The organism is Acetobacter okinawensis (assembly GCF_002153655.1).
GTDB classification, from domain to species: domain Bacteria; phylum Pseudomonadota; class Alphaproteobacteria; order Acetobacterales; family Acetobacteraceae; genus Acetobacter; species Acetobacter okinawensis_A.
In genome coordinates this window covers 78,086-103,524 of the sequence record NZ_JOPJ01000017.1, presented here as the reverse complement: position 1 = coordinate 103,524, position 25,439 = coordinate 78,086, and the positions used below count along the sequence as shown (strand labels likewise).

Annotated in this window: 23 protein-coding genes and 1 tRNA gene; 17 read left to right on the top strand and 7 right to left on the bottom strand. The window is 62.4% G+C overall.

The features are described 5' to 3' along the window. Window positions 1-168: 168 nt before the first annotated feature. Window positions 169-654, top strand: coding sequence for a hypothetical protein (locus tag HK26_RS09005; RefSeq protein ID WP_086639471.1), 486 nt, complete (start codon window positions 169-171; stop codon window positions 652-654). Between the two features lie 104 nt (window positions 655-758). On the opposite strand, the gene HK26_RS09000 is transcribed toward HK26_RS09005, so the two are convergent. Next, window positions 759-2,522 (bottom strand): DEAD/DEAH box helicase, encoded by a 1,764-nt coding sequence (locus HK26_RS09000; protein ID WP_086639470.1) that lies wholly within the window; start codon window positions 2,520-2,522, stop codon window positions 759-761. 129 nt (window positions 2,523-2,651) lie between these two features. Continuing rightward, entirely contained in the window at window positions 2,652-4,514 is a 1,863-nt protein-coding gene (locus tag HK26_RS08995) for a hypothetical protein (protein ID WP_257640945.1), read from the bottom strand. 220 nt (window positions 4,515-4,734) lie between these two features. On the opposite strand from HK26_RS08995, the gene HK26_RS08990 reads away from it, so the two are divergent. The 11 genes from HK26_RS08990 (at window position 4,735) to HK26_RS08940 (ending at window position 13,402) form a co-directional block, all read left to right on the top strand. Then, window positions 4,735-5,136 (top strand): VOC family protein, encoded by a 402-nt coding sequence (locus HK26_RS08990; protein ID WP_086639469.1) that lies wholly within the window; start codon window positions 4,735-4,737, stop codon window positions 5,134-5,136. Window positions 5,137-5,262: 126 nt separating this feature from the next. Continuing rightward, entirely contained in the window at window positions 5,263-6,078 is an 816-nt protein-coding gene (gene dapF, locus HK26_RS08985; protein ID WP_086639468.1) for a diaminopimelate epimerase, read from the top strand. Beyond that, window positions 6,075-7,322 carry a tRNA (N(6)-L-threonylcarbamoyladenosine(37)-C(2))-methylthiotransferase MtaB gene (mtaB, locus tag HK26_RS08980; RefSeq protein ID WP_086639467.1) on the top strand — a complete coding sequence of 416 codons (1,248 nt, stop codon included), beginning with the start codon at window positions 6,075-6,077 and terminating at the stop codon, window positions 7,320-7,322. Before dapF ends, mtaB begins: the two co-directional genes overlap by 4 nt. 1 nt (window position 7,323) lies before the next feature. Then, a complete protein-coding gene (ftsY, locus tag HK26_RS08975; protein WP_025828686.1) occupies window positions 7,324-8,253 on the top strand; it encodes a signal recognition particle-docking protein FtsY in 930 nt (309 codons plus the stop codon). Between the two features lie 120 nt (window positions 8,254-8,373). Further along, window positions 8,374-8,679, top strand: a complete 306-nt coding sequence (locus tag HK26_RS08970) for an AtpZ/AtpI family protein (protein ID WP_025828685.1) — start codon at window positions 8,374-8,376, stop codon at window positions 8,677-8,679. 47 nt (window positions 8,680-8,726) lie between these two features. After that, window positions 8,727-9,476 carry a F0F1 ATP synthase subunit A gene (locus HK26_RS08965; RefSeq protein ID WP_025828683.1) on the top strand — a complete coding sequence of 250 codons (750 nt, stop codon included), beginning with the start codon at window positions 8,727-8,729 and terminating at the stop codon, window positions 9,474-9,476. A 52-nt stretch (window positions 9,477-9,528) separates the two neighbouring features. Next, a complete protein-coding gene (locus HK26_RS08960; RefSeq protein WP_025828682.1) occupies window positions 9,529-9,753 on the top strand; it encodes an ATP synthase subunit C family protein in 225 nt (74 codons plus the stop codon). Window positions 9,754-9,782: 29 nt separating this feature from the next. Beyond that, the gene (locus tag HK26_RS08955; RefSeq protein ID WP_086639466.1) at window positions 9,783-10,385 is read left to right on the top strand and encodes a F0F1 ATP synthase subunit B family protein; all 603 of its coding nucleotides are present in this window, start codon (window positions 9,783-9,785) and stop codon (window positions 10,383-10,385) included. A gap of 33 nt (window positions 10,386-10,418) precedes the next feature. Next, window positions 10,419-10,913 carry a F0F1 ATP synthase subunit B gene (gene atpF, locus HK26_RS08950; protein WP_374188235.1) on the top strand — a complete coding sequence of 165 codons (495 nt, stop codon included), beginning with the start codon at window positions 10,419-10,421 and terminating at the stop codon, window positions 10,911-10,913. Window positions 10,914-10,940: 27 nt separating this feature from the next. Further along, window positions 10,941-11,708, top strand: coding sequence for a glycosyltransferase family 2 protein (locus tag HK26_RS08945; protein WP_086639464.1), 768 nt, complete (start codon window positions 10,941-10,943; stop codon window positions 11,706-11,708). After that, on the top strand, window positions 11,702-13,402 hold the full coding sequence (locus HK26_RS08940; protein ID WP_086639463.1) for an ArnT family glycosyltransferase: 1,701 nt from the start codon (window positions 11,702-11,704) through the stop codon (window positions 13,400-13,402). Before HK26_RS08945 ends, HK26_RS08940 begins: the two co-directional genes overlap by 7 nt. Window positions 13,403-13,603: 201 nt before the next feature. Here HK26_RS08940 and HK26_RS08935 read toward each other — a convergent pair. Further along, a tRNA-Thr gene (locus HK26_RS08935) sits at window positions 13,604-13,679 on the bottom strand. A 355-nt stretch (window positions 13,680-14,034) separates the two neighbouring features. Here HK26_RS08935 and HK26_RS08925 point away from each other — a divergent pair. From HK26_RS08925 to HK26_RS08910, 4 genes are all read left to right on the top strand, one after another. Beyond that, window positions 14,035-15,492 (top strand): paraquat-inducible protein A, encoded by a 1,458-nt coding sequence (locus tag HK26_RS08925; RefSeq protein WP_475638870.1) that lies wholly within the window; start codon window positions 14,035-14,037, stop codon window positions 15,490-15,492. Further along, window positions 15,489-17,195: a PqiB family protein gene (locus HK26_RS08920; RefSeq protein ID WP_086639460.1), complete on the top strand. Its 1,707-nt coding sequence runs from the start codon at window positions 15,489-15,491 to the stop codon at window positions 17,193-17,195. The genes HK26_RS08925 and HK26_RS08920 overlap by 4 nt, the downstream gene beginning before the upstream one ends. A 4-nt stretch (window positions 17,196-17,199) precedes the next feature. After that, window positions 17,200-17,901 (top strand): PqiC family protein, encoded by a 702-nt coding sequence (locus HK26_RS08915; RefSeq protein ID WP_086639459.1) that lies wholly within the window; start codon window positions 17,200-17,202, stop codon window positions 17,899-17,901. Between the two features lie 129 nt (window positions 17,902-18,030). Further along, window positions 18,031-18,813, top strand: coding sequence for an acetoin reductase (locus HK26_RS08910; RefSeq protein ID WP_086639458.1), 783 nt, complete (start codon window positions 18,031-18,033; stop codon window positions 18,811-18,813). Between the two features lie 92 nt (window positions 18,814-18,905). Here HK26_RS08910 and purF read toward each other — a convergent pair whose 3' ends face one another. From purF to metH, 4 genes are all read right to left on the bottom strand, one after another. After that, window positions 18,906-20,393 (bottom strand): amidophosphoribosyltransferase, encoded by a 1,488-nt coding sequence (purF, locus tag HK26_RS08905; protein WP_086639457.1) that lies wholly within the window; start codon window positions 20,391-20,393, stop codon window positions 18,906-18,908. 46 nt (window positions 20,394-20,439) lie between these two features. Beyond that, entirely contained in the window at window positions 20,440-20,964 is a 525-nt protein-coding gene (locus tag HK26_RS08900; protein WP_086639456.1) for a CvpA family protein, read from the bottom strand. A gap of 74 nt (window positions 20,965-21,038) precedes the next feature. Further along, window positions 21,039-21,368: a phosphoribosyl-ATP pyrophosphatase gene (locus HK26_RS08895; protein ID WP_086639455.1), complete on the bottom strand. Its 330-nt coding sequence runs from the start codon at window positions 21,366-21,368 to the stop codon at window positions 21,039-21,041. Window positions 21,369-21,416: 48 nt separating this feature from the next. Then, a complete protein-coding gene (gene metH / locus HK26_RS08890) occupies window positions 21,417-24,923 on the bottom strand; it encodes a methionine synthase (RefSeq protein ID WP_086639454.1) in 3,507 nt (1,168 codons plus the stop codon). Between metH and HK26_RS08885 the strand changes: the two genes are divergently transcribed. Then, window positions 24,922-25,407 (top strand): hypothetical protein, encoded by a 486-nt coding sequence (locus tag HK26_RS08885; protein WP_086639453.1) that lies wholly within the window; start codon window positions 24,922-24,924, stop codon window positions 25,405-25,407. The two genes, metH and HK26_RS08885, sit on opposite strands and share 2 nt — an antisense overlap. Window positions 25,408-25,439: the final 32 nt, after the last annotated feature.

Below are 25,439 nucleotides of genomic sequence, written 5' to 3'. Positions count from 1 at the left end.
TGGTCAAGATTTGGGTCTTCCTTTGTGGGCTTGCGGTCTGTAGCCATGCTGCGTGTGCAAACGTGTTCCTGCAAGGGTGGGGTGGACTATTTTTTGCCTCAATCGCATGTCTTACACATAACCGCATGTTCGCGCTGTGAGGGCGTGGAACACAGGAAAGGAATATTGATGTTCTCTATTCGGAAAATTGCGCTTCTGGGCCTGCCTCTGGTTGCCTTTGCGGGTGCCGCGTCTGTAGCGCATGCCGATCCGTGCCTGTCGCTGAGCGGGTGCATCCAGCAGGATGTCTCCAATCAGGTGAGTTCTGCCAAGGATTCCGCCAAGAACTCGGGCAACCAGCTGGTGAATGGCGTGCGCGATCAGGCCAAACAGCGCTGGAACAATGCGACCGAAGCCGAGCGTGAAAAACTGCTCGCCAAAGGGGGCGCGCTGACCAGCACGGGTGCAAACGCGACAGAAAAGCTGAACAATGCGGAAAAAACCGTAAAGGAACGCTGGAACAACGCGAGCACGGCTGAACGCCAGAAAATTCTGGCGCAGCGTGACAAGCTGACCAACGCAGGCAACAGCGTGAACAATGCTGAAAAAAATGTGCAGGACCGCGTGAAAAAAGCAACGACCCTGCCGTCCATTCCGTCCTTGCCCTCCCTGTAAGGTCGGGTAAGGCTGCGGGTTTAGGCCCGGAGCATAAAAAAAGGCTGCCCCCTTACCGGGAGCAGCCTTTTTTGTATCCCCACCCCTGACGGGTGGGGGGCGTGTTACTTGCGCTTGCGTGAGGATGCGCCGGTCTTGCCTGCAGGCGGGCCTTTGCGGTCAAAATTGGCGCGGCCTTTGGGCGGGCCACGGCGTTCGCCAAAGGGGCGGCCACCGCCACCTGCGCCGGGCGGGCCTTTGCGGGGGGCTGCTGCGGGTTCCACGGTCATTTCATCCGCATCGGCGGCAGCGGCGCAGGCGGCAAAGCGTTCAGCCTTGTCCTGTGCAATTTCCACCAGCGTATGGTCATTCACAATGCGGATTGCCCCGATGTCCTGCTTTTTAATGCCTCCAAGGCGGCACAGCACGGGCACCAGCCATTTGGGGTCTGCCCGGTCTGCCCGGCCAACGGACAGGCGGAACCAGCTCCCGTTCATCTCCGGTGCGCGTTCACGCGGCTCGCGCGGGGGGGCGTTTTCGTCGCGTGGGCCACGGGTGCGGGTGGCGTCTGGTGTAATCACGCGCAGCTGTGCGGGTTCGGGCAGGCTTTTGCGCCACATGCCCACAAGGGCGGTTGCAAGCTGCTCGGGTGTGTGCTCGGCCACAAGGCGGGCGGTCAGCGCCTGAATGTTCTCGTTCTCTGATGGGGGGAGCGAGAGGAAGTGCGCACCCAGCAGACGCTCTGCATCGGCCTCGGCAATGGCCTGTGGTGTGGGAGCACCACTCCATTCTGCCGTGACCTTGGCAGCCTGCAACAGGCGCTCGGCCAGACGACGGCGTGAGGGCGGGACCAGCAGGACGCAGGTACCCTTTTTGCCCGCGCGGCCCGTACGGCCCGAGCGGTGCAGCAGGGTAGCGGGGTTGGACGGTAGGCTTGCGTGGATAACCAGCCCAAGGTCGGGAATATCAATCCCGCGTGCGGCCACGTCGGTGGCCACGCACACACGGGCCTGCCCGTGGCGCAGGCTCTCAATGGCGCGGGTGCGCTCGTTCTGCCCCAGATCGCCCGAAATGGCGACAGAGGCAAAGCCACGTTCGGTCAGGATGCTCTGGAGCTGACGCACAGCCTCACGCGTGTGGCAGAACACAATGGCGGAGGGGGATTCGACCAGACGCAGCACGTTGACGACGGCGCGGGCCATATCGCCCTGGTCCACCAGCACGCCACGGTAGGTGATGTCGGTATGGGCGGCGTTGGGGCCAACCGTATCCACGCGCAGGGCGTCATGCTGGTAGCGCTTGGCAAGGCCTGCGATCTCACGCGCAATGGTGGCGGAGAACAGCAGCGTGCGGCGGTCCTTGGGGGTGGCGTCCAGCAGGGTTTCCAGCTCGTCACGGAACCCGAGGTCGAGCATTTCGTCCGCTTCGTCCAGCACGGCGGCCTTGAGCTGCGACAGGTCGAGGTTGCCGCGCTTGAGGTGGTCGCACAGGCGGCCGGGGGTGCCGACAACAATGTGGCAGCCAGCAGACAGGTGGCGGGCTTCCGTCCGGGGTTCCATGCCGCCAACGCAGGAGACAATGCGTGCGCCGGTCTTGGCGTACAGCCATTCCAGTTCGCTGCGGACCTGTAGGGCGAGTTCACGCGTGGGGGCAATGACCAGTGCGAGCGGTGCGCCGGAGGGGCCGCAGCGGTCTGCGCCGTTGAGCAGCGTGTCAGCAAGGGAAAGGCCGAAGGCTACCGTTTTGCCCGAACCCGTGCGGGCGGAAACAAGCAGGTCGCGGCCTTTTGCGTCATCGGCCAGAATGGCGGCCTGAACGGAGGTCGGGGCTTCAAACCCGCGCGCGGCCAGAGCCTGAGCGAGCGGGGCGGGAGCATTTTGAAAAGGCATATAAATGAGGTCCAGACAATGCAGGCAAGAGAGAGGGGAATAAAGCGTCCTGTCCGGAAAGACCTCTCTCTTGTGTCGGGGCTGTGTGCTGCGGACCCGCTGCACCCCGGCAACCTGTAAAAGACATCCTTACTGGAAGGGTAGGTAACGGAAATCCATAAAGACTTCGCTCAGGCTGGTGTCTGGCGCGCCGCCGTTGCCCTCCCACGCATGAATACGCGAGTAGGCAAGCTGCACACCACCTTCTACCGTGCCGTAACGACCTTTAAGGAAACGATACCACGCTCCGACTGTGGCTTCCATAACACTATGGATGTTACTGCCAGCGTCACAACTGCCCAATTCGGTATAGCACCCGGCGCTGTTATAGCCAGGATTGCCATAACCATAGGGGGTGCCACCTTCAGAGAAGTAGCTGCGACCGGCCTGTTGGTAGCCAAAATAGCCATACACGTCAATGAGCGGGTTGGGGTGGGCGATAATTCCTGCCGTTCCCTGCATGGAAAACAGCGGGGAGGGCGCACCGTTGGACTTGAGTGTTGCATCGGGCAGCAGCACGGAGCCGTAGCGGCCAATACCGTAGCCCGCAAGGCCCGCCAGCCGGACTTCCACCTTGTGCGGGACTACCGGCAGAATCATGGACCCGCCACCCCCGCCACCCACGGCGGTGTGGTTTTTGCCTGCCCCAAGGGTGGACACGCGGTCATGCGGGAAGTGGAGAATACCCTCCACCTCGTAATGGCCCCAGTGCGGGTCCCATGCGATCTTGCCAATCACATCGGGGGCGATCTCGTTGGGGAAGAGGGCGTTGTTGGTCAGGCCCGTACCAGCGGAGCCAACGGTGACCGTCTGCCCGCCGGGCATAATGACCTGCCCGTCCGTGGAGCCAGCGGCAAACCCGTTTGTGCTGTACAGCGTTGCCGAGTTTTCAATCGACAGGCCGGTCCACAGGCGGTGGTTGAGGAAGTCTTTTACAAAGCGGAACTGCAACTGCCGCGCCCATGTCTGCCCGACCAGCATGGAGGATTCTATGGTTTCGGGCAGGCTTTCCTGTCGGGGGATAATCCCTACACGTCCGGGGGTAAGCATGCTCCACGCCTGACCGGCAAGGAAGTGGAAGTTCTCCTTGCTGTTGTCATACGCAAGATAGGCCTGCCGCATACGAAAAGCGTAGCTGTTGCTCTCATACGCATCGGTGGTGGCGGCCCCTGCGCCAAAGTCCATTTCAAACACGCCGGAGATGGTGGAGTATTTGTCCACATTCCCGCGCGCCATGAGCGAGAGGCGGCTGTAGCGCGCGCTGCCGTCAAAATTGTCGGTGTGGTAGCGCGGTTCGTTCTTGAACGGGGTCGCCTGCCAGAAGTTGAAGGTGCCGCTGGCGGTGTGGCGGTTGCTCTCCACCGCTGATGCGTCAATGAACCCACCCAGAATAAGGGTGACGGGGCCAAGGTGGAACACCCCGTGGTCGCCCAGCGCACCGGCGGCCTGCGCGCCCGCTGTTTCGCGCGAGTGGGGGCCAACGCCGTTTTCCGCCACGCGGGAGATAATGTCTTCTGCGCGGTGGCCCACTACGGATTCCACAGTCGGGGTGTCTTCCGCCCCACCAAACACGGGCTGGGCGTCCGGCCCGCTGGCATGGAAGTGCCCGTTAGCGCCAAGGTGGTGGGGGGCGGGTTCTTCCTCATGCTCGGTGGAGGCTACGGCAATCCCTGCCTCGTGGTCGGCGGCGTCCACGCTGGCAAGCTGGTGGGCCGCCATGCCGTGGTGTGCGGCCGCATTGCCTGCGTGGGCCACGGTGCGGTGGGCGGCAATCTGCTTTTGCACACTGACAAGGGCTTTTTGCAGCGCGCGCTGTTCGGACTGAATGCGCGAGATCTGCTGTTCCAGCGCATCGAGCGATGCATCGTCCCCCGCTGCCATGGCGGGTGCGCCAAGGCAGAGCAGCAGCGGGCCGGAGGCCAGCACCGTGCCCATACACAGGCGTTTTTTCATGCAATGCGCCCAAGAGGCGTGCAGGGACTGAAAGATGCGCATGCTCTCTTCATTTTCTGGCAAGTGTTACGCGGGAACCTGCTCTGATCTGAACCATTTTTGTCTCCCCTTAGTAAAGAGCCGTCTGTTTAAAAAATAATTTCAGAACAAACGCGGCTGGCGCTAAAGAAGGCGCAATAGAGTTTGAAAAAACTGAGCATCGGGGAAAAGGAAGTCTAGCATGGCCAGAATGATCCACAGCATGTTGCGCGTACTGGATGAGCACAGGTCCACTGCGTTTTATGCCAATACGCTGGGACTTGCTCCTGTGGGGCGGTTTGAGTTTGATAGTTTTACACTGCTTTATCTGGCCAATGCCGAGCAGAGCTTTGAGCTGGAGCTGACCATCAACCACGGGCGGACCCAACCCTATGCGCTGGGGGATGGCTACGGCCATCTTGCGGTTTCGGTGGAGGATGTGCAGGCCGAGCATGCGCGGATCAGTGCGCTGGGGTATACGGTGACGGATGTTAAGACCCTGCAGCACAACGGCACGGTGGTCGGGCAGTTTTTCTTCCTGACCGACCCGGATGGGTATAAGATTGAAGTGCTGCAACGCGGCGCACCCGGCCGCTTTATCTGACCTGCCCGCCCATATGGGCCGGGACAGGGGCAGGCCCGCCATGGTATTGGCATAAGGGCCTGCCGTGCGCTCAGGCGTGTGGGTGGGGCATGGCATCCCGGTCCGAATTGGCATATAAGGCGCGCAATGCTGACCTCTTTTTACAAAATGCACGGTCTGGGGAATGACTTTGTCATCCTGGACGAGCGGACGGGTGACCTCTCGCTCACCCCGGCCCGTATTGCAGCCCTTGCGCACCGCCGCCGGGGTATTGGCTGTGACCAGCTTGTCACCCTGCGCGCGCCTGCTGCGGAGGGGGCGGACGTGTTTGTCCGCTTTTTCAACCCCGACGGGTCGGAGGCCGGGGCCTGCGGCAATGCCTCGCGCTGCGTGGCCGACCTTGTGTGGCGGCTCAGTGGTAACGCAACTCCCGTGCTGCAAACCCTTGCGGGCCTGCTGCCCACCCACCGCACACCCGACGGGCTGGTAACGGTGGACATGGGGGCACCCCGCACCGGGTGGGAGGACGTGCCGCTGGCCCGCGCCGTGGACACCCTGCACCTGCCCCTGCCGGGGGACCCGGCTGCGGCCTCCATGGGTAATCCGCATGCCACGTTCTTTGTGTCCGATTTTGCCATGCTGGCGCAGGGGCATGCGCTGGAGCATGACCCGCTTTTTCCCCAGCGTGCCAACATCGGCTTTGCCCGTATGGATACGCCAGAGCACATGCGCCTGAAGGTGCATGAGCGTGGCGCAGGCGTGACCGAGGCCTGTGGCTCCGGTGCCTGTGCCGCCGTGGTCAATGCCGTGCGGCGCGGGCTTGCTGCGCGCACCTGCACGGTGGAACTGGATGGCGGCACCCTGCACATTACATGGTCGGAGCAGACCAACCATGTGCTCATGACCGGCTCCGCCACCATGGCGTTTGAAGGGACGGTCGATCTGGCCGCCTATCCATCATGACCACCCGGCCAGAAATCCTGACCTTCGGCTGCCGCCTGAACACGTGGGAGAGCGAGGTCATGCGTGACCACGCGCAGGGCCTTGGCAACGTGATTATCGTCAACACCTGCGCGGTTACGGGCGAGGCGGAGCGGCAGGCGCGGCAGGCCATCCGCCGCGCACACCGCGAAAACCCCGATGCCCGCATTGTGGTGACCGGCTGTGCCGCCCAGATCCACCCGGAAAACTGGTCGTCCCTGCCCGGTGTGACCCGCGTGTTGGGGAATGAGGAAAAACTGAAGGCCGAGAGCTGGTCCCCCGCCGCTCTGGCCCAGCCGCTGGCTGTGTCCGACATTATGGCGGCAAGGGAGACCGCAGCCCATCTGGTTACCGATTTTGCAGGCCGCACCCGTGCGTTTGTGCAGGTGCAGCAGGGGTGTGACCACCGCTGCACCTTCTGCATCATCCCCTTCGGGCGCGGGCCTTCGCGCTCCGTGCCGGTGGGGGCGGTGGTGGAGCAGGTGCGCGCACTGGTGGGGGCTGGCTACCGCGAGGTGGTGCTGACCGGCGTGGACATGACATCATGGGGCGCAGACCTGCCGGGTAAGCCTGTGCTGGGTCAGTTGTGCCGCCGCGTGCTGCGGCTGGTGCCTGAGCTGGAGCGTTTGCGCCTGTCCTCGGTCGATCCGGTGGAAATAGACGAGGACATCTGGCAACTGCTGGAGGCCGAGCCCCGGTTCATGCCCTATCTGCATCTGTCCTTGCAGGCGGGGTCGGACCTTATTCTCAAACGCATGAAGCGCCGCCACCTTGTGGAGGACGCGGCCCATGTTGTGGCGCGCGCGCGCAGCCTGCGCCCCGATATTGGCATTGGCGCGGATATTATTGCGGGCTTCCCCACGGAAGATGACGCCCTGTTCGAGCAGACGCGCAGCTTTCTGGCGGATATGGGGCTGCCCTACCTGCATGTCTTCCCTTACAGCGAGCGGGAGGGCACGCCGGCGGCCCGTATGCGTGCGGTGCCTGTGCCCGAGCGCAAGGCGCGTGCAGCCAGCCTGCGGGCAGTGGGGGCCGCATCTGCCGCGCGCTATTACGCAAGCCTGCTGGGCCAGCCCCAGCGCGTGCTGATGGAAACCCCCACAACAGGACATAGCGAGCAGTTTGCACCAGTCCGCCTGAGTGGCGCCGAGGCTGCGGTGGGGGAAATTCTCTCCCTCCTGCCGGTCGCGGTGGAAGAGGGCGGTCTGGTGGCGGAAAGGATCTAGAATGGCGCTTGGTTTTTTCTCCCGTCTCAAGGAGGGGCTGTCGCGCTCCACCCAGAAGCTGGGTGGGGGGCTGACGGGTATTTTCACCCGCCGCAAGCTCGATGACGAGGCGCTCGAAGAGCTGGAAGACCTGCTGATTACCGCAGACCTAGGCCCCGGTGTGGCCCAGAAGGTGATCGAGTCCTTCCGCTCCTCCCGCTTTGGCACCGAGGTCACGGATGAGGAGATCCGGCAGGCTTTGGCGGAGGAAATTGCCAGTATTCTGGAGCCGGTTGCCGTACCATTTGCGCCCGACCCCACGCACAGCCCGCATGTGGTGCTGGTGGTGGGGGTCAACGGTGTGGGCAAGACCACGACCATTGGCAAGATGGCCCGCTTTTTTTCCGCACAGGGCAGCAAGGTCATGATGGTGGCGGGGGATACGTTCCGCGCCGCCGCCGTGGAGCAGCTCCAGATATGGGGCGAGCGCACGGGCTGCCCGGTTATTGCAGGCCCACCGGGGGCAGATGCCGCGGGCCTTGCGTACGAAGCGCTCAAGCGCGGCAAGGCCGAAGGGGCCGATCTGCTGTTTGTGGATACCGCAGGGCGGCTGCACAACAAGTCGGCCCTGATGGAGGAGCTGGCAAAAATTATTCGCGTCATGCGCAAGTTTGACGAGAGCGCGCCACACTCGGTCCTGCTGGTGCTGGATGCGACTACGGGGCAGAACGCGGTGGAGCAGGTCCGTGTTTTTCGCGAACTTGTGAATGTGAGCGGGCTGGTGGTGACCAAACTGGACGGCTCGGCCCGTGGCGGCATTGTGGTGGCGCTGGCCGATGGGTTCGGCCTGCCGGTGCATGCTGTGGGCGTGGGCGAACAGGTAGAAGATCTGCGGCCTTTTTCGGCTGTAGACTACGCGCGCGGGCTGGTTGGCCTGCCCGCAACGGAGTAACTGGCGGGGTGGCGCATATGCCGCGGGGCAATATTTTGGACCACAAGCCTGCTAAGGTTTCTTGACAGGATATGGTAGCCCCGTTAGCAAGCGCCTGCACCCCCTGTGGAGGTGCGAAGTATGGGCGAGGGAAAAGACGATTCCTTTAACGCCAGATTGCAGTCGGCAGAGCGCCGCTACGGTCTGGTCAAGGAGGAAAAACCACCGCTAGACGCCAGTGTGGAGGCCGACAGGTCGCTCGCGGCGATAGCGTTCAGAGCCGGGACAGAAATGCTCGCGGGGCTGATTGTGGGAGTTGCCATCGGGTGGGGGCTGGATCACTGGCTCCATACACGGGCGTTATTCCTTGTCATCTTTGCACTTTTGGGTGGTAGCGCCGGAATGCTGAATGTTTGGCGTCTGGTCAGGACGATGGACGTAAAGTAAGAAGCTGAGGCCCGACACGCGATTCGGGCAGGTCTAGGAGAGCGGTTGTGGCGGGCGGTTCCAGCATTAACGTACTTGAACAGTTTGAGCTCCACCCCGTTCTTGGCGGGCTGGGCGAGGCTCTGCGCTTCAGCCAGTCACCGCTGTACATGATCGCGGCTGTCTGCCTTGTTCTTGCGTTCCTGTACTTTGGCATGCGCCCCGCAGCGGTTGTGCCCGGTCGGCTTCAGGCCGCAGCCGAGGTCTGCTACGAATTCATTCACAACATGGCCGTGGATACGATCGGGCCGGAAGGTGCAGCCTTCTTCCCGTTCATTTTCACCCTGTTCTTCTTCATTCTGGCGGGGAACTACATCGGGCTTCTGCCGTTCTCCTTCACTTTCACCAGCCATATTGCTGTCACCTTCGCCATGGCGTTCATGGTGTTCCTGCTGACGGTTGTGGTCTCGCTCAAGGTGCAGGGTCTGCGGTTTTTCGCACACTTCATGCCAGATGGCGCCAGCCCCTTTCTGGCGCCGCTGCTGATCCCGATCGAGATTCTCTCGTTCCTCTCCCGCCCCGTGAGCCTGTCTATCCGACTGTTCGCCAACATGGTGGCCGGGCACGTCATGTTCGATATTTTCGCAAGCTTCGTTATCATGCTCGCCGGTTTTGGCGTGGTGGGTGACGTGTTTGCGATCGGGCCCATCGCCATTAACGTGGCGCTTATGGCTCTTGAGTTGCTTGTTGGGGTATTGCAGGCCTATGTGTTTGCCATCCTGACGTGCATCTACCTGCGGGAGGCCGTGGCTCACTGAGCTGCTTTGCCCGTTTCGTTTGAAACTGTCTTGAAACAAGGAAGTGACTGATATGGACATCGCTGCAGCCCGGGAAATCGGTGCAGGTATCGCCGTTATCGCCCTCGCCGGCGTTGGTATCGGCCTCGGCAACATCTTCTCCACGCTGGTCAGCAGCATTGCCCGTAACCCGGCGGCTCGCCCGCACGTGTTCGGTCTGGGCATGCTCGGCTTCGCACTGACAGAAGCTATCGCCCTGTTCGCGCTGCTGATCGCATTCCTGATCCTCTTCGTCTGAGATCGGGAAAAACAAGAGGAGACATTCCTGTGGGTGTGATTACGAAGACAGTTCGTGCCGGACTGCTTGCAACGGTCTGCGGCGTTTCTTTGCTGGCCGTTTCGGCACCTGGTGCATACGCCACGGGAATGCCTCAGCTTGACTTTGCCAACCCGCTGGTGACCGGTCAGGTCATGTGGGGGGCAATTATTTTCTTCGTCTTCTATCTTGTTCTCAGCAAGGCTATGCTGCCGGGTGTTGCCCGCGTTCTGCATGACCGTAGCCAGCGTATTACAGGTGACCTTGAGGTCGCCCGGTCCGCTAAACAGGATGCTGACAAGGCCGTAGCCGAACTCCAGCAGGCCCGCAAAGATGCCATGGCAGAAGCCCAGGCGCATCTTCAGAAGGTTCTGGACGAGGAACATCGTGCGGCTGACCAGCAGATGCAGGAAATTAACGCACGTCTGGCTTCCGAAATTGCGGATGCCGAAAAGAACGTTGCGGCAGAAAAAGCGCGGGCCTTGAGCGCGCTTAAAGAAATTGCGGCCGATACCACGCAGGCGCTGGTCCAGCGGCTGACGGGTGTTGTGCCAGACGCCCAGCTTGTTGCCCGGAATGTTGAAAGCGCATCAGCGCACCGCAGCATTATCTGATCCGTTCTCAGGGGAATTTTGGTCATGACTGACATTTTTCATGTGGCGGGTTTTTGGGTCGCTGTCTCGTTTGTCCTGTTCTTTGTGCTGGCAGGTAAAAAGCTGTGGGCGCCTATTGCGACCCTGCTGGACAACCGCGCCAACCTGATCCGTGAGGAACTGGACGAGGCAGCCCGCCTGCGCCGCGAAGCCGAGCAGATGCTCGAGGACGCAACGCGTGAGCGCGAACAGGCTCTGGCGGAAGCCAAGTCCCTTATCGAGCAGTCCCGCGTCAAGGCGGATGAGATGGCCAAACAGGCCCGTGCCGAAGCAGAGGCCGCCGTGCGCCGCCACGAGCAGATGGCGCGTGACCGGATTGCCGCTGTTGAGCGCGCTGCGGTCAAGGAAGTGCGCCAGCTTGCCATTGATGTGGCTGTTAACGCTGCGCACAGCATTATCCCCCAGACCATTGATGCACAAAAAGCCTCTGCTCTGGTTGATCAGGCTCTGGTTGACCTGCCTGCCGCTTTCTCCCGTCAGGCAGCCTAGTCTCATCTCCCTTCAGGGATCATATGTATGACACACACGGTGCAAACCTCTGTGTCGCAGGCAAACGATGTTCAGCCCGTGCTGAGCATCGTTATTGCTGTTCTGGACGAGCAGGATAACCTGCCACAGGTCTGCCGCGAACTGGCAGAAGCCTGCGCAAGCCTCCCTCCCTCCGAGGTGGTGTTTGTCAATGATGGTAGCCGGGACAACACGGTGGCCGTGCTGCGCCAGCTTAGGCAGGACTGCCTGCCCAACCTGCGTATTCTCTCCCATGATCGGTGCCTGGGTAAATCCGCAGGACTGCGGACCGGCATTACAGCCGCCAGAGGCCAGTGGGTCGCCACCATAGATGGTGATGGGCAGGATGACCCGCGTGAGCTGGTTGGCCTGCTTGCACTGGCGCGCTCGGCCAACGGTACGCCCCCGCTGGTGGTTGGGGTGCGCGCCAGACGCAAGGATGGCTGGTCGCGCCGTTTTGCCACGCGCTTTGCCAATGGCCTGCGCCAGCGGCTCCTGCAGGACCACTGCCCGGATACGGGTGCTCCGATCAAGATTTTCCGGCGTGAGGATTTTTTGCGCCTGCCGCAGTTTGAGGGGCTGCACCGGTTCCTGCCCGCCCTGTTTGCCTCTTATGGCGTGCCCTTGCTGTGCCACCCGGTTTCGCACCGTGCGCGGCTGCATGGGCAGTCCAAATACACCAACTTTAACCGCGCCGTGGTTGGGGTGCGGGACCTGCTGGGGGTCATGTGGCTGCGCAACCGCACCCGCCTGCCCAGAACGGTTGATGAATGCTAGGGACCAGTCGCGGCACCCGCACGCTGCCATGGCGTGTGCTGCTGCTGATTGCTCTGGCGGCTTTTGTGCTGTTCCTGCCCGGCCGTATGAGCACCCCCCCGTTTGACCGGGACGAACCGCGTTATATGGAAGCATCGGCCCAGATGCTGGAGACGCATAATTACATAGACGTGCGTTTTCAGGACAAGCCGCGCTACCTTCAGCCTGCGGGTATTTACTGGCTGGAGTCTCTGGCCGTTAAGGCCGTGGGCATGGAGCATGCCCGCACCGTGTGGCCGTACCGCATTCCCTCCCTGCTGGCCATGACAGCGGCCGTTGTGCTGACAGCCGTTATGGGGGCCAGCCTGTTTGGCCCCATGGCGGGGGTTGGGGCAGCGGTGCTGCTGATGGCCTCGGTGCTGGTGGCGGCGGAAAGCCGTATGGCCACCATAGATTCGTGCCTGCTGCTGAGCGTGCTGGTAGCCCAGTTTGCCCTCGTACGGGCGCTGACTGACCGCGAGGCGGGGCGGGTAACGCCTGCCAGCACGGCGCTCCTGTTCTGGGGGGCTGTGGGTTGCGGGCTTATGCTCAAAGGCCCGGTGGTGCTCATCCCCTCCCTCGCCACGCCGTTGGTGTTGGGCTGGGTGGAGCGCAACCTTGACCTGTGGCGCAGGCTGCGCCCGTCCTGGGGCTGGCTGGTGGCGGCCGCTGTGGTGCTGCCGTGGTGCATTGTCATTGGGGTGGTCAGCCACGGGGAGTTTTTTCGTCGCTCGGTGGGGGTGAATTTTCTGGGCAAGGTGGCATCCGGGCAGGAGGCGCACGGCCTGCCGCCGGGCTACCATCTGGTGGTGTTTGTGCTGGCCTTCTGGCCCGGCTCTTACTTTGCCGCCAGCGTGCTGCCACAGGTCTGGCGCGAGCGGCGCACCCTGCCGGTGCGCTACCTGCTGTGCTGGATTGTGCCGCACTGGGTGGTGTTTGAAAGCATTGCCACCAAGCTGCCCCATTACGTGCTGCCGACCTACCCGGCCATAGCCATGCTCACCGCAGGTCTGCTCGCGCAGAGTGGGGTGTTGTGGCGCAATGGCCCCCGGGTGCGCTGGGGGCGGGTGCTGCTGGGTGTGTATGCCATGCTGTGGGGTCTTGTAGGCTGTGCGCTGGCGGTTGCGGGGCCGGTGCTGTTGTGGCGGCTGGAGCACCAGTTCAGTATTCCTGCCGTGGTGCTGGCGGGCGGTGTGCTGCCGCTGGTTGGCCTTGCCATGTGGCAGATATGGCGGGCGGAGCTGTGTTACGCCGCCCTGAGCAGCGCTGTTGCGGCGGCATTGTTATATGTGGGGCTGTTTACGGTTGTGGTGCCGCGTTTGCAGAGCATATGGCTCGCACCCCGGCTGGTGGAACTGGTGCAGGCACACAAGCCCTGCGCACAGACACAGGTGTATTCCGTCTCTTTTTCCGAGCCTAGTCTGGTGTTCCTGATCGGGGGCAAGGTGGTGCTGCAAGGTGTGGCACAGGCGGCCCAAGCCATGCGCGAACACCCGGCCTGCACAGCCGCTCTGGTGGATGTGCGCGAGCGTAAGGCATTCATGGAGGCATTGGGGGCGGATGCGTCAAAGGCGCGCAGCCGTGGCACGGTCGCCGGGCTGAACTATTCCAACGGCCATGCCATGGCGATCAGCCTTTATACGCTCGACAGCCCGGTGGCGGATTCCGCACACTAAGGGCAGTGGGGCGCATCTGCCCCGCGCTCTGGCTGCAAAAAAATCTGCCGTATCCTGCCCCTATTGCCTGACGTGACACCCGTATGGCCCGGTACCATCGGTTGGAGCAGGGAGTGGCCACGCAGACAAATGGGCTGGACTAGGCAATGCGCCTATGGCGATGCAGTGCCGTAAAAATCATGACAATTTAGGGAAAAAAAGTGGTGCCCGCTGACGGATTCGAACCATCGGCCCCATCATTACGAATGATGTGCTCTACCAACTGAGCTAAGCGGGCACAGAGTGTGTGCGGAAGGCTGGTTATCATGATGCCTGCGGGCATGCAACACCCAATGCGGGGTAAAAGGCGCTTAACGCCGGTTGTAAGGTATTTTACAGGGCATTTTGGCACGGTTTTGCACAAGAATTGTGGAGCCGTGGGGGGCAGGCGGGGGGCTGGCCGCACTGGCCCGGGTGGTGTGCGTTGGGGGTGTGCCGGGTGTTATGCTTGGTCTGTGTGGGTGCATGTGGCGGGGGCCGGGCTACAAAGGCGCTGCACGCAGGTCTGTATGGCAGGGGTGGCATACTGTTTTTTCAGTTACAGTGCGGGCGGTTGGTATTAAGAACATAGGGTGATGAACGTAACGCAAGTCATGGCCCTGTTGCAGGAGGCCCTGTTCCCCGGACAGAATGTGCCTGTGGATGAGGAGCAACACGTCCGGCTTTTGCGCGGAGTGGTGGAGTGTCCGTGTTGCGGGCATTACCAGATTCTGCCCGAGCTTGCGCCGGGTACGCAGGCACGCTGCTGCCGGTGTAACCAGTTGCTGGACCGGCGCAACCGCACATCCCCCATTGCCACACCGCTGGCGTTCTGCATCAGCTCGGCGGCCCTTTATCTGGCCATGCTGGCCTCTACCCTTATGATGCTCGACCTGTATGGCCGCCAGCGTACGGTCAATATCCTGACCGGCCCGATCGAACTGCTGCATGAGGGCTGGGGCGAGGTAGGGGTACTGGTGGCCATTGCCACCATTATTGTGCCGGGGCTGGTTATCGGCATGATGCTGTCCATTCTGGTGGGGGCCTTGCAGCCTAGGCTGCCCTTCTGGGTGCCGCATCTGCTCAAATGGTACGAACGCCTGCGCCCGTGGTCCATGGTGGAGGTGTATATTCTGGGCGTGTTTGTGGCCTACACCAAACTGTCCGATCTGGCTTATGTGCAGATCGGGGCTGCGGTGTTTCTGGTCTCGGGGCTCATGCTCACCATGTCCGCCACCGATGCCACGCTGGATACGGAGCTGATCTGGGACCGCAGGCAGACTGACCACAGCCTGCGCCGCATGGATAACAGGCGCGTCCGCCTGACGTGCGAGAGTGTGGAGAGCACCGCCACCTTGCCCCCGCCCTCGCACATGGCCTCCTGCCTGTCCTGTGGTGTGGTGCTGGCGTTTGGGGAGGCCATGCCCGCGACTGATGCGCTGGGGTTCTGCCCCAGGTGTGGCCATGTGGTGCGCCGCCGCAAACCCAATGGCCGTATGCGCGCACTGGCTCTGCTTATTTCGGCCGTGGTGTTTTACCTGCCAGCCAATATCTACCCGGTCATGACCGTGATCCGGCTTGGGGGTGGCTCGGGGCACACTATTATAGAGGGCGCTGTAGAACTGTGGCAGGACGGTATGATCCCGCTCTCCCTGCTGGTGCTGTTTGCCAGTGTAACGGTGCCTGTGCTCAAAATTTTCGGGCTTTTGTTCATGCTGTTCACCACATGGCGGCACTCCGCACGCTGGCTGGTGGGCCGCACCAAGCTTTACCGCGTGATCGATGTGATTGGCCGGTGGTCCATGATTGATGTGTTCATGGTTTCCATTCTGGTGGCCATGGTCCGTTTTAACAGTATGGCCAGCATTACGGCCAACGGGGGCATGGTCTGCTTTGCCGCCGTTGTGGTGCTGACCATTTTTGCCGTGCATGCATTTGACCCCCGCGTCATGTGGGATGGGGTGGGGGATAATGACACACAGGATGATTGCGGCCTTGCCGGTGGGGGAGCGCTCCCCCCCGCGCAGCAGACCGCCGCGTATTTGAACAATATGGAGCCGGACAGGGCGTGAACGACAGGCACAAGTCTTCAGGGCATGGTGAACGTGACAACCAGGATGCGCTGGTGCGCAGGATCCGGTTTTCCATCATATGGGTTATTCCCATTGTTTCGGTACTGATTGCGGGCTTTCTGGTCTGGCGCAGTTTTTTGGATAACGGGCCGGAAATTACCGTTATTTTTGATACCGCCGATGGCCTGACCAGTGGGCAGACACAGGTCAAGAACAAATCCGTGGTGCTGGGGACGGTGGAGAACATCTCCCTCACCCCCGACCTGCGGCATGTGCGCGTGCAGATCCGCATGAACAAGGGCACCAACGACATGCTGACCGAGAAGGCCCGGTTCTGGGTGGTGCGCCCGCGCATTAACGGGGCCAGCATTACCGGGCTGGAAACGCTCATGTCGGGTGCGTATATCGCCTTTGATCCGGGGCTGGACGCCAGTGGCCAGACATCCGGCCAGCATGTGGACCGGTTCGAGGGGCTGGAAGCACCGCCGGGCATGCGCTCGGACCAGCCGGGGCAGACCTACACGCTGGTGGCCAACAACATTGGCTCCATCGGGCAGGGGGCTCCCGTATTCTTCCGCGATGTGGATGTGGGGGAAGTGCTGGGCTACACCATGCCGCCGGGCGGGCGCGGGCCGGTGCTGATCCAGATTTTTGTCAAGGAACCCTATGACCATTACCTGAGTGGCAGCACACGGTTCTGGAATGTTTCCGGCGTTAAGGTGGGGTTTGGCGCAGGTGGGCTTAAGGTGCAGTTGCAGTCGTTGCAGGCCCTGTTCTCTGGCGGGGTGGCGTTTGGCCTGCCCCCGCTGGAGGAAGGCAAAGCCCAGCGCGAGCCCCCGATGGCCGCCGCCAACACCGTGTTCAAACTCTATGACAGCGAGGAGGACGCCCAGAACGCGGGCTACCATGAGCGTGTGCCGCTGGCCACGTACATGACCTCCTCCGTCAAGGGGCTGGCGCCGGGTGCTGTTGTCAGCATGTTTGGCATTCAGGTCGGGAACGTGACGAGTGTGAAGCTGGACATGACCTCCACCCCCGGCCACCCGCGCGTGCGCATTGGCATGGAAATCCAGCCAGAGCGCGTCATTACCTCCAAGGAACTGTCGCATGAGGAGGTCACGGACATGCTGCGCACGCTGGTGGCCAACGGCCTGCGTGCCTCCACCGACAGCGCAAGCCTGCTGACGGGCGAGGGCCTGATCTCGCTCAACTTTGTCAAGAACGCGGGCAAGGCGACCATCAGCATGGAAGGCTCAACCCTTGTCATCCCCGGTCAGCCGGGGGGGATGTCGGGGATTATGGAGTCCGTTTCCACCCTGACCGACCGTCTGGCGGCCATGCCGTTTGAGCAGATTGGCACCAACGCCAACAGCCTGCTCGCCCATGCGGACGAGACGCTGAACAGCCCCGATGTCAAACAGGCGCTGGTCAGCCTGCGCGTGTCCATGCAGCATGTGCAGGCACTCACGCAGGACCTGCAGAAGGGCCTTGGCCCGCTCAGCCAGCGCCTGCCCGCCATGGCGGAGCAGCTGGACCAGATGCTCCACAACGCCAACCGCCTGCTGGCCAGCTATGGTGGCAACAGCGACTTCAAGCGCAATTTGCAGGCCATGGTCATCCAGCTTGGGCAGACCGCGCGCTCGCTGCGCTTTTTGTCCGATTTCCTGACCAACCACCCCTCTGCGCTCATCTCGGGACGATAAGATCATGGCTCGCGTTAAACCTTACGGACTGGCTGGGGCTGGTCTTTCCCGCCGCAATGTTCTGGCTGGTGGGGCCTCGCTTGGGCTTCTGGCGGTCACGCTTGCGGGCTGCGCCAACGCGGGGGCTGCGCTGTACACGCTGGCCGTTGTGCCGGGGCAGCCGCTGGCAGGGGGGCCACGTTATGTGGAGGTCCGCCTGCCCAGCATTGCCTCCGGCCTTGACCGCGACCGGATTGTCATAGCCGACAGCGGCTACCGGCTGAGTGTGTCCAGCGCGGATGCATGGAGCGATTCCCTTGCCGCCCAGATTGGCCACGCGCTGGCGGGTGATCTGGCCCAGCGCCTGCCCGGCACAGGCGTGTTTGTGGAAAATGACGCCGCCGCCGCCGACCCGCAGGCTTATGTGGAGCTTTCGGTCAGTCGCTTTTCCACCGGGCCTTCGGGCCATGTGGAGCTGGATGCCATGCTCTCTGTCCAGCCTGCTGCGGCAGGCGCACCCTACGGGCAGGGCACGCTCCAGCGTGTCAGCCTGAGTGGTGGCCCCGGTGGGAACACCATGGCCATGGTGCAGGGGCTGAGCCAGTTGCTTGGCCAGCTGGCAGATGTGGCGGCGGTGCAACTCCGCCTGCTCCCGCCTGATACACCCAGTGCCGCCACACCCCCAGTAGCACCGCAAGGTGGGGCAACCCCGGCACGGAGGCCGTAACAGGCCAGACGTGAGCGCGCTCTTTTGCACCAGCCCCTGCACATACGTGCGGGGGCTTTTTTTTGGTGATGGCTTTTTTTTGTTATTGCACTACGCTCGCCCCGTTTCTCATCACACGGGAGAGGTCCCATGGCGGATATTACAGGTAAGGTGGCGCTGGTTACGGGCGGTGGTCAGGGTATTGGCCGTGGCATTGCCCTGCGTCTGGCCAAGGATGGCGCGGACATAGCTCTGGTGGACATCCGTGAGGATCGTCTGGCCGGTGTTGTCAAGGAAGTGGAAGCACTGGGCCGCAAGGCCACCAGTTTTATAGCCGACATTGGCGACCGCGCGCAGGTGGCCGCCGCCATTGACCATGCGGAATCCACGCTGGGCAGTTTTGACATTATGGTCAACAACGCAGGCATTGCCCAGATCAAGCCGCTGGCGGATGTGACGCCGGAGGAAGTCCAGCGCATTTACCGTATTAACGTGGAAGGCACCCTGTGGGGCATCCAGCTTGCCGCTGCCAAGTTTATTGCGCGCAAAGGCCGGGGCAAGATTATTAACGCCTGCTCCATTGCCGGGCACGAGGGTTACGCCATGCTGGGGGTTTATTCCTCCACCAAGTTCGCAGTGCGCGGGCTGACGCAGGCCGCAGCCAAGGAATACGCCTGCCACGGCATTACCGTAAACGCCTACTGCCCCGGTGTTGTGGGGACGGATATGTGGGTGGAAATTGACAAGGAATTTGCCAAGCTGACGGGCGCTCCCGTGGGTGAGACCTACAAGAAGTTTGTGGACGGCATTGCCCTTGGCCGTGCGGAAACACCCGATGACGTGGCCAATCTTGTCTCGTGGTTTGCTGGCCCCGATTCCGACTACGTAACTGGCCAGTCGATCCTGATTGATGGCGGCATGGTGTACCGCTAAGGGCGGCCCATACGACCATGCGTATAAAAAACCCCGCCAGAGTGTGCCTCTGGCGGGGTTTTTCTGTTCATGGCCCTTAGGGGCACTATGGCTTAGGCGGCACCGGGGCCGTATTCGGCATCGTGGTCCACAAGAGCTATGGGGTACTCGCCGGTAAAGCAGGCATCGCAATAGGTGGAGCGGCTGGCGCTGCGGCTCTCATGCCCCATGGCGCGGTACAGCCCGTCGAGCGAGATAAAGGCCAGACTGTCCACACCAATCAGCTCGGCCATTTTTTTCAGGTCGTTCTGGGCGGCCAGCAGCTTGCTGCGTTCTGGTGTGTCGATCCCGTAGAAGCACGAATGCTTGGTGGGGGGGGAGGAGATGCGCATATGCACCTCCCGCGCCCCGGCCGCACGCACCATGTCCACGATCTTACGCGAGGTGGTGCCACGCACAATGGAGTCGTCCACCAGCACAACCCGCTTGCCGTCCAGAATGGGGCGGTTGGGCGAGTGCTTCATCTTCACGCCCAAGTGGCGGATCTGGTCGGTGGGTTCAATAAAGGTGCGGCCCACGTAGTGGTTGCGGATAATGCCCAACTCAAACGGAATGCCGCTGGCCTCCGCATAGCCAATGGCCGAGGGTACGCCCGAGTCGGGTACGGGCACGACCACATCGGCCTCGACCCCGCTTTCGTTTGCGAGTTCGCGCCCGATTTCCTTGCGCACGTTATAGACCGGCAGCCCTTCGAGCACCGAATCCGGGCGGGCGAAGTAGATGTATTCAAACACACAGAAGTGGGGCTTCGTGTCCCCGAACGGGCGCAGGGAGCGCACACCGCTGTCGTTGATGACAACAAGCTCGCCCGGCTCCACATCCCGCACGAATTCCGCGCCAATAATGTCCAGCCCACATGTTTCGGACGCCAGAACCCAGGACCCGTCCTTGCCGCCTTCACCGGGCAGCCTGCCCAGCACCAGCGGGCGCACGCCCATGGGGTCACGCACGCCGATCAGCGCATCTTGCGAGAGCACGACAAGCGAATACGCCCCCGTAACCCGCTTGAGCGCATCAATCAGCCGGTCTTCCACCGTGGCGTAGAGCGATATGGCAATCAGGTGCACGAACACTTCGGTGTCCGTGGTGGACTGGAACAGGCAGCCACGGCGGATCAGCTCGCGGCGCAGCGTGTCTGCGTTGGTCAGGTTGCCGTTATGGGCCACGGCCAGACCGCCAAAGGCGAACTCGGCAAACAGGGGCTGCACGTTGCGCAGCAGCGTGGCCCCGGTTGTGGCGTAGCGGTTGTGGCCAATGGCACGGGTGCCCTGCAATGTGGCCATCACGCGCGAGTCACTGAACACGTCGCCCACAAGCCCCAGCCCACGGTGGGAGTGGAAGCGGCTGTCCTGCGGGTCAAAGGAGACAATACCCGCTGCCTCCTGCCCACGGTGCTGGAGGGCGTGCAGGCCAAGGGTTGTCAGCGTTGCCGCGTCCTTGGCGTTCCATATGCCAAAGACGGCACATTCCTCTTGCAGGTGGTCCTCGTCCGCACGGACAGGATCGGGGAGGGAAACGGGCAACGTGGAATGGGGGTGCATAAGCGCGCAGGGCCTCCGCAAATGGCTGATACTGGCCGTATGGGGATTACAAGGTGGCGTCATGACCTGTTGGACGCTTTGGCGCAACCCCTTTTGAATCAAATTCCGCCAGATAAGGGTGGATATAGGTTGCGGCAGCCCGAATATAAGGGGTCAATCGTCCATTCGCCTCTATGGCCTCCATGTCCGAAGGCTCCAGCAGCCATTGCCCGGCCATAAACAGCAGCACAACCACACAGCCCCCGCGCACCAGCCCGAACAGCCCGCCCAGTGTGCGGTCCAGCCCGTCCAGCGGGGTGGCGCGCACCAGCCGCACCACAGCAGCCGCCAGCAGATACCCTGCGACCAGAAAAAACAGCAGAACCACGGCAAAGCTTGCCAGTTGCAGCACCGTGGGGGAGTGGATGAAGCGCGCCAGCCACGGCACAGGCACCGCATGGAAGCGAAAAGCGAGCACAAACGCCACAACCCAGCTCAGCAGGCCCAGCGCAAGCTGCGTAAACCCCCGCCACAGCCCATGCAGGGTGGACAGGGCCAGAATGGTCAGGGAAATTGCGTCTATGGCTGCCATGGGCGCAGGTTTACAGGCCCCGAGGGGGTGCGGAAAAGAGGGAAAAATACATAAGGGGCACCAGCTTGCGCGCCCTAGGGCAGTTTGCTGGTGGTAACGCGCCACGGCCGGTCGGGCCTGCCATTTTTTTTGCCGCGGTGGGGGGGCTGGTTCAGCTTGTGCAACAGGTCAGAGACCTCTACCCGGCGCAAAAGCTCGGTCCACACGTCTGCTTCCTCCACCCCGTCCTGTAGCCACATGCTGTGCAGGCTTTGCAGGAACAGCGCACTCTGGAGCACCAGCTCGTCCCGCTGGCCTGCAATAAAGGCCGTTGTGCAACTGGTCGCATGCTGGCCCACCTGCACGTATAGTTCCCTGCGTTGCAGGGTAAGGGGCGGAACCGGTTGCGGGCGGGAATAGACCATTATGGGATGATGCGCCGCACCATCCCAACAGGTCAATGCCTGCGCGCCTTAGATTGTGAAATATTTGGCATGCCTGTTCAGCACCACAAGGGCGGAGGTGGACTGCTCGGGGTGGAGCTGGTCCCCATCGGTCAGGGACACGCCAATACGCCCTGCATCCAGCAGGGAGAGGATGCTGCTCTGCTCCTCCAGCCGGGGGCAGGCGGGGTAGCCGAACGAATAGCGCGAGCCACGGTAGCCCTGCTGGAGCAGGTCCTCCATGTTGCGCGGGTCCTCGGCTGCAAAGCCCAGCTCCGCGCGGATGCGCTTGTGGGTGTATTCGGCCATGGCCTCGGCCATTTCTACCGACAGACCATGCAGGTAGAGGTAGTCCTGATAACGGTTTTCTTCAAACCAGTCGCGGGCAATGTCGGAGGCTTTCTGCCCCACGGTCACAACCTGAAGGCCCACAACGTCACGCTCGGGGTCGTTGATGTCGCGCACAAAGTCGGCAATGCACTCGCCATCCGCACGGGGCTGGCGGGGCAGGGCAAAGCGGGCGGCCTCGGTTATGCCGTCGGGTTCAAACAGCACCAGATCGTTGCCATCGCCTGCGGCCTTCCAGTAGCCGTAGCAGGCCTGTGGCTTGAGAATCTGCTCGTCTGCGGCAAGTTTGAGCATGCGGTGCAGAATGGGCCGCAGCTCCTGCCGCGCCCAGACCAGAAACTCGTCCAAAGAGCGGCCCTGCTTACGGAAACCCCACTGGAACTGGTAGAGCGCGCGCTCGTTAAGGAACGGCAGAACCGCCTCTGGCGTGGCTTCGAGCACCCGCGCACCCCAGAACGGGGGGCTAAGGCGGGGTTCACCCGCGTTGATCCGCGCACGGCGGGCGGCAACTTCGGCCTTGTCCACGGGGGCGTAGCCGCGTGTTTCCGCGCTTTCGGGGGTGCGGGCGTTCTTGCGGGTGGCCTTGCCCTCACGCCGCTTCTGTATGGCGGCCAGGTAGCCGTCAAAGCCTTTCTGGGCGATCTGGTCCATTAAGGTCAGGCCATCAAACGCATCCCGCGCATAGGCCACGCGCCCGCCATCCCCGTAGGCGGCTACGCAGTCTTCTTCCACGTAGTTGCGGGTCAGGGCGGCACCGCCGAGCAGGACGGGGGTATCCAGCCCCGCGCGGGCGATTTCCTCAAGGTTTTCGCGCATGATCACGGTGGATTTGACCAGCAGGCCCGACATGCCAATGGCGTCGGCTTTTTCCTTACGGGCGGCCTCGATCATGTCGGCCACAGGCACCTTGATGCCAAGGTTGACCACGCGGTAGCCGTTGTTGGTCAGGATAATGTCCACAAGGTTTTTGCCGATGTCGTGGACATCGCCCTTGACGGTGGCAAGCACGATTGTGCCGCGCTGCTGGCCCTCGGCCCGCTCCATGTGCGGCTCCAGCCACGCCACGGCGGCCTTCATGGTCTCAGCCGACTGCAACACAAAGGGAAGCTGCATTTTGCCTGCGCCAAACAGCTCGCCCACCACCTTCATGCCGTCAAGCAGTACGGTGTTGATGATGTCCAGCGGGGCCATGGTCTGCATGGCTTCGGCAAGGTCGGCTTCCAGCCCCTTGCGGTCACCATCGACAATGCGGTCCTTCAGGCGTTCTTCTGCTGTTTCGGCCTGCTTGCGCTTGACGGCCTCGGACGCCTTGCGGTCTGCAAACAGAGCGAGCAGGGCCTGCAGGGGGTCGTAGTCCTCTGTCCTGCGGTCAAAGATCAGGTCTTCGGCGACCTTCACCTCCTCCGGAGCGATCAGGTGCAGCGGGCGGATTTTGGAGACATGGACAATGGCCGCCGTCATGCCCGCCTTGACCGCAAGGTCAAGATAGACCGAGTTCAGCACCGCGCGGGCGGCGGGGTTCAGCCCGAAGGAGATGTTGGACAGGCCCAGCACGATCTGGATATCGGGGAAGGCATCGCGGATCATGCGAATACCCTCCAGCGTCCACTGGCCCAGCTTGCGGTCGTCCTCCGCTCCGGTGGCGATGGTGAACGTCAGCGGGTCGATCATCAGGTCCGACTGGGGCAGGCCGTATTTGGTGCACGCAAACTCCACCAGACGGGCGGCAATACGCAGCTTGTCCTCGGGCTTGCGGGCCATGCCCACTTCATCAATGGTCAGGGCGACAACGGCGGCGCCAAACTTGCGCGCCAGCACCATGCGGTCGGATGCCGGGCCTTCTCCATCTTCAAAGTTGATGGAGTTGATGATCGGCTTGCCGCCATGCAGCTTGAGGGCGGCCTCGATGACCGGGGTTTCGGTCGAGTCAATGACCAGCGGCGCATTGACCGAGGAGGTAAAGCGCCGGATGACCTCGTCCATTTCCGCCCGCTCGTTGCGGCCGACAAAGGCGGTGCAGACGTCCAGCGCGTTTGAGCCTTCACGCAGTTGGTCGCGCCCTACGGTTACGCAGCCGTCCCAGTCGTGTGCTTCCTGCAGTTCGCGCCATTTTTTGGAGCCGTTGGCGTTGCAGCGCTCGCCAATGGAAAAATACGCGTTTTCCTGCCGCAGTGGCACCTGCGAATACAGGCTGGCGACAGAGGGTACCCATACAGCCGTGCGGGCCACGGGGGCCGGGCGGTGGCGGCCTGTGGCCTCCGCACGGCGGCGCAGCATGGCGTCGAGGGCTGCAATATGGGGGGTGGAGGTGCCACAGCACCCGCCGGTCATGTTGATGCCGTCTTCTTGCACAAAGCGCTCGACCCATGTGGCCATATCCGCAGGGCTGAGCGGGTAGTGCGTCTTGCCGTCCACCAGCTCAGGCAGGCCCGCGTTGGGCAGGACGGAAATCAGGCGGGGCCAGTTTTCGGCCAGCCAGCGCACATGCTCTGCCATTTCCTGCGGGCCGGTGGCGCAGTTCAGGCCGATCAGGTCCACATCCAGCGCGTTAATGACCGTGGCGGCCGCCGCAATGTCCGGCCCGACCAGCAGCGTGCCGGTGGTTTCCACCGTGACCTGCACAAAAATGGGGAGTGTGACGCCCGCCTCGGCCCGGGCCAGTTTGACGCCGTTGACGGCGGCCTTGATCTGGAGCGTGTCCTGGCAGGTCTCAATCAGCACCGCGTCCACGCCGCCTTCAATCAGGCCGCGGGTCTGCTCGGCAAGGGCTGCCTCCAGACTGTCGTAGTCAATATTGCCCAGAGAGGGCAGCTTGGTGCCCGGCCCCATGGAGCCCAGCACGTAGCGGTGGCGGCCATCGGCAAAGCTGTCCGCAGCCTCACGCGCCAGTATGGCGGAGGCCCGGTTGATCTCACGCGTGCGGTCGGTCAGCCCGAATTCGCCCAGTGTAATGGGGGAGGCGCCAAAGGTGTTGGTCTCCACCATGTCGGCCCCGGCCTCAAAATACCCACGATGGATCTCGCGGATCAGTTCGGGGCGTGACAGGGTCAGCACTTCGGTGCAGTTTTCCTGTCCCCAGTAATCGCGCTGGACATCAAGGTCGAGCATCTGGATGCGGGACCCCATTCCTCCATCGCAGAGCAGAACCTGTTCACGCAGAGCATCAAGAAGCGGCAGACGAGAAGACATGACAGCACAGAACCGAAGTGGTGGGGAGGAGGGGTCTCAGCCGCGTGAGCGGGCCGAAACCACATCCTTATTCCAGACCGAGGCAGCACTGTCCACCTGCATGCGTGTTCCACCGCGCATACAGGGGGGGCGCGTGCCGCTTTTTGTACGCGCTCATCCGCCGCAGGGGCAGGTCTGGCGGGGCCGTGGCGGCGTGGTGTTTGCGGGCGTGACCCCTACGCCAGAGCAGGCTCAGGGCTGGGCCTGTGTGCTGGAGTGGCATGGGAGCAAGGAGCAGGCCAGCCACGGCGGGCATTGCCTGTGCTGTGTGGGCCGTGGGGGGCTGGACCAGTTTTTGCTGACACAGGCCCAGAACCGCGTGCGCGGTGTGGGCGACCCGCTGGAGGTGATGGTGGTGGTCTGCCCCCCCGAACTGGTGAAGGCCTATGCCACGCAGCTTAAAACCTCGATCTTCCTGTCGTCCTTTTACGCGCTGTATCCATAACAGAACAGCCTGCGGGCATGGGCCAGCAGGCT

Coding starts and splice junctions, on each gene's coding strand:
- HK26_RS09005 (WP_086639471.1), top strand. CDS start 169: ATGTTCTCTATTCGGAAAATTGCGCTTCTGGGCCTGCCTCTGGTTGCC.
- HK26_RS09000 (WP_086639470.1), bottom strand. CDS start 2,522: ATGCCTTTTCAAAATGCTCCCGCCCCGCTCGCTCAGGCTCTGGCCGCG.
- HK26_RS08995 (WP_257640945.1), bottom strand. CDS start 4,514: ATGAAAAAACGCCTGTGTATGGGCACGGTGCTGGCCTCCGGCCCGCTG.
- HK26_RS08990 (WP_086639469.1), top strand. CDS start 4,735: ATGGCCAGAATGATCCACAGCATGTTGCGCGTACTGGATGAGCACAGG.
- dapF (WP_086639468.1), top strand. CDS start 5,263: ATGCTGACCTCTTTTTACAAAATGCACGGTCTGGGGAATGACTTTGTC.
- mtaB (WP_086639467.1), top strand. CDS start 6,075: ATGACCACCCGGCCAGAAATCCTGACCTTCGGCTGCCGCCTGAACACG.
- ftsY (WP_025828686.1), top strand. CDS start 7,324: ATGGCGCTTGGTTTTTTCTCCCGTCTCAAGGAGGGGCTGTCGCGCTCC.
- HK26_RS08970 (WP_025828685.1), top strand. CDS start 8,374: ATGGGCGAGGGAAAAGACGATTCCTTTAACGCCAGATTGCAGTCGGCA.
- HK26_RS08960 (WP_025828682.1), top strand. CDS start 9,529: ATGGACATCGCTGCAGCCCGGGAAATCGGTGCAGGTATCGCCGTTATC.
- HK26_RS08945 (WP_086639464.1), top strand. CDS start 10,941: ATGACACACACGGTGCAAACCTCTGTGTCGCAGGCAAACGATGTTCAG.
- HK26_RS08940 (WP_086639463.1), top strand. CDS start 11,702: ATGCTAGGGACCAGTCGCGGCACCCGCACGCTGCCATGGCGTGTGCTG.
- HK26_RS08925 (WP_475638870.1), top strand. CDS start 14,035: ATGGCCCTGTTGCAGGAGGCCCTGTTCCCCGGACAGAATGTGCCTGTG.
- HK26_RS08915 (WP_086639459.1), top strand. CDS start 17,200: ATGGCTCGCGTTAAACCTTACGGACTGGCTGGGGCTGGTCTTTCCCGC.
- HK26_RS08910 (WP_086639458.1), top strand. CDS start 18,031: ATGGCGGATATTACAGGTAAGGTGGCGCTGGTTACGGGCGGTGGTCAG.
- purF (WP_086639457.1), bottom strand. CDS start 20,393: ATGCACCCCCATTCCACGTTGCCCGTTTCCCTCCCCGATCCTGTCCGT.
- HK26_RS08900 (WP_086639456.1), bottom strand. CDS start 20,964: ATGGCAGCCATAGACGCAATTTCCCTGACCATTCTGGCCCTGTCCACC.
- HK26_RS08895 (WP_086639455.1), bottom strand. CDS start 21,368: ATGGTCTATTCCCGCCCGCAACCGGTTCCGCCCCTTACCCTGCAACGC.
- HK26_RS08885 (WP_086639453.1), top strand. CDS start 24,922: ATGACAGCACAGAACCGAAGTGGTGGGGAGGAGGGGTCTCAGCCGCGT.
- metH (WP_086639454.1), bottom strand. CDS start 24,923: ATGTCTTCTCGTCTGCCGCTTCTTGATGCTCTGCGTGAACAGGTTCTG.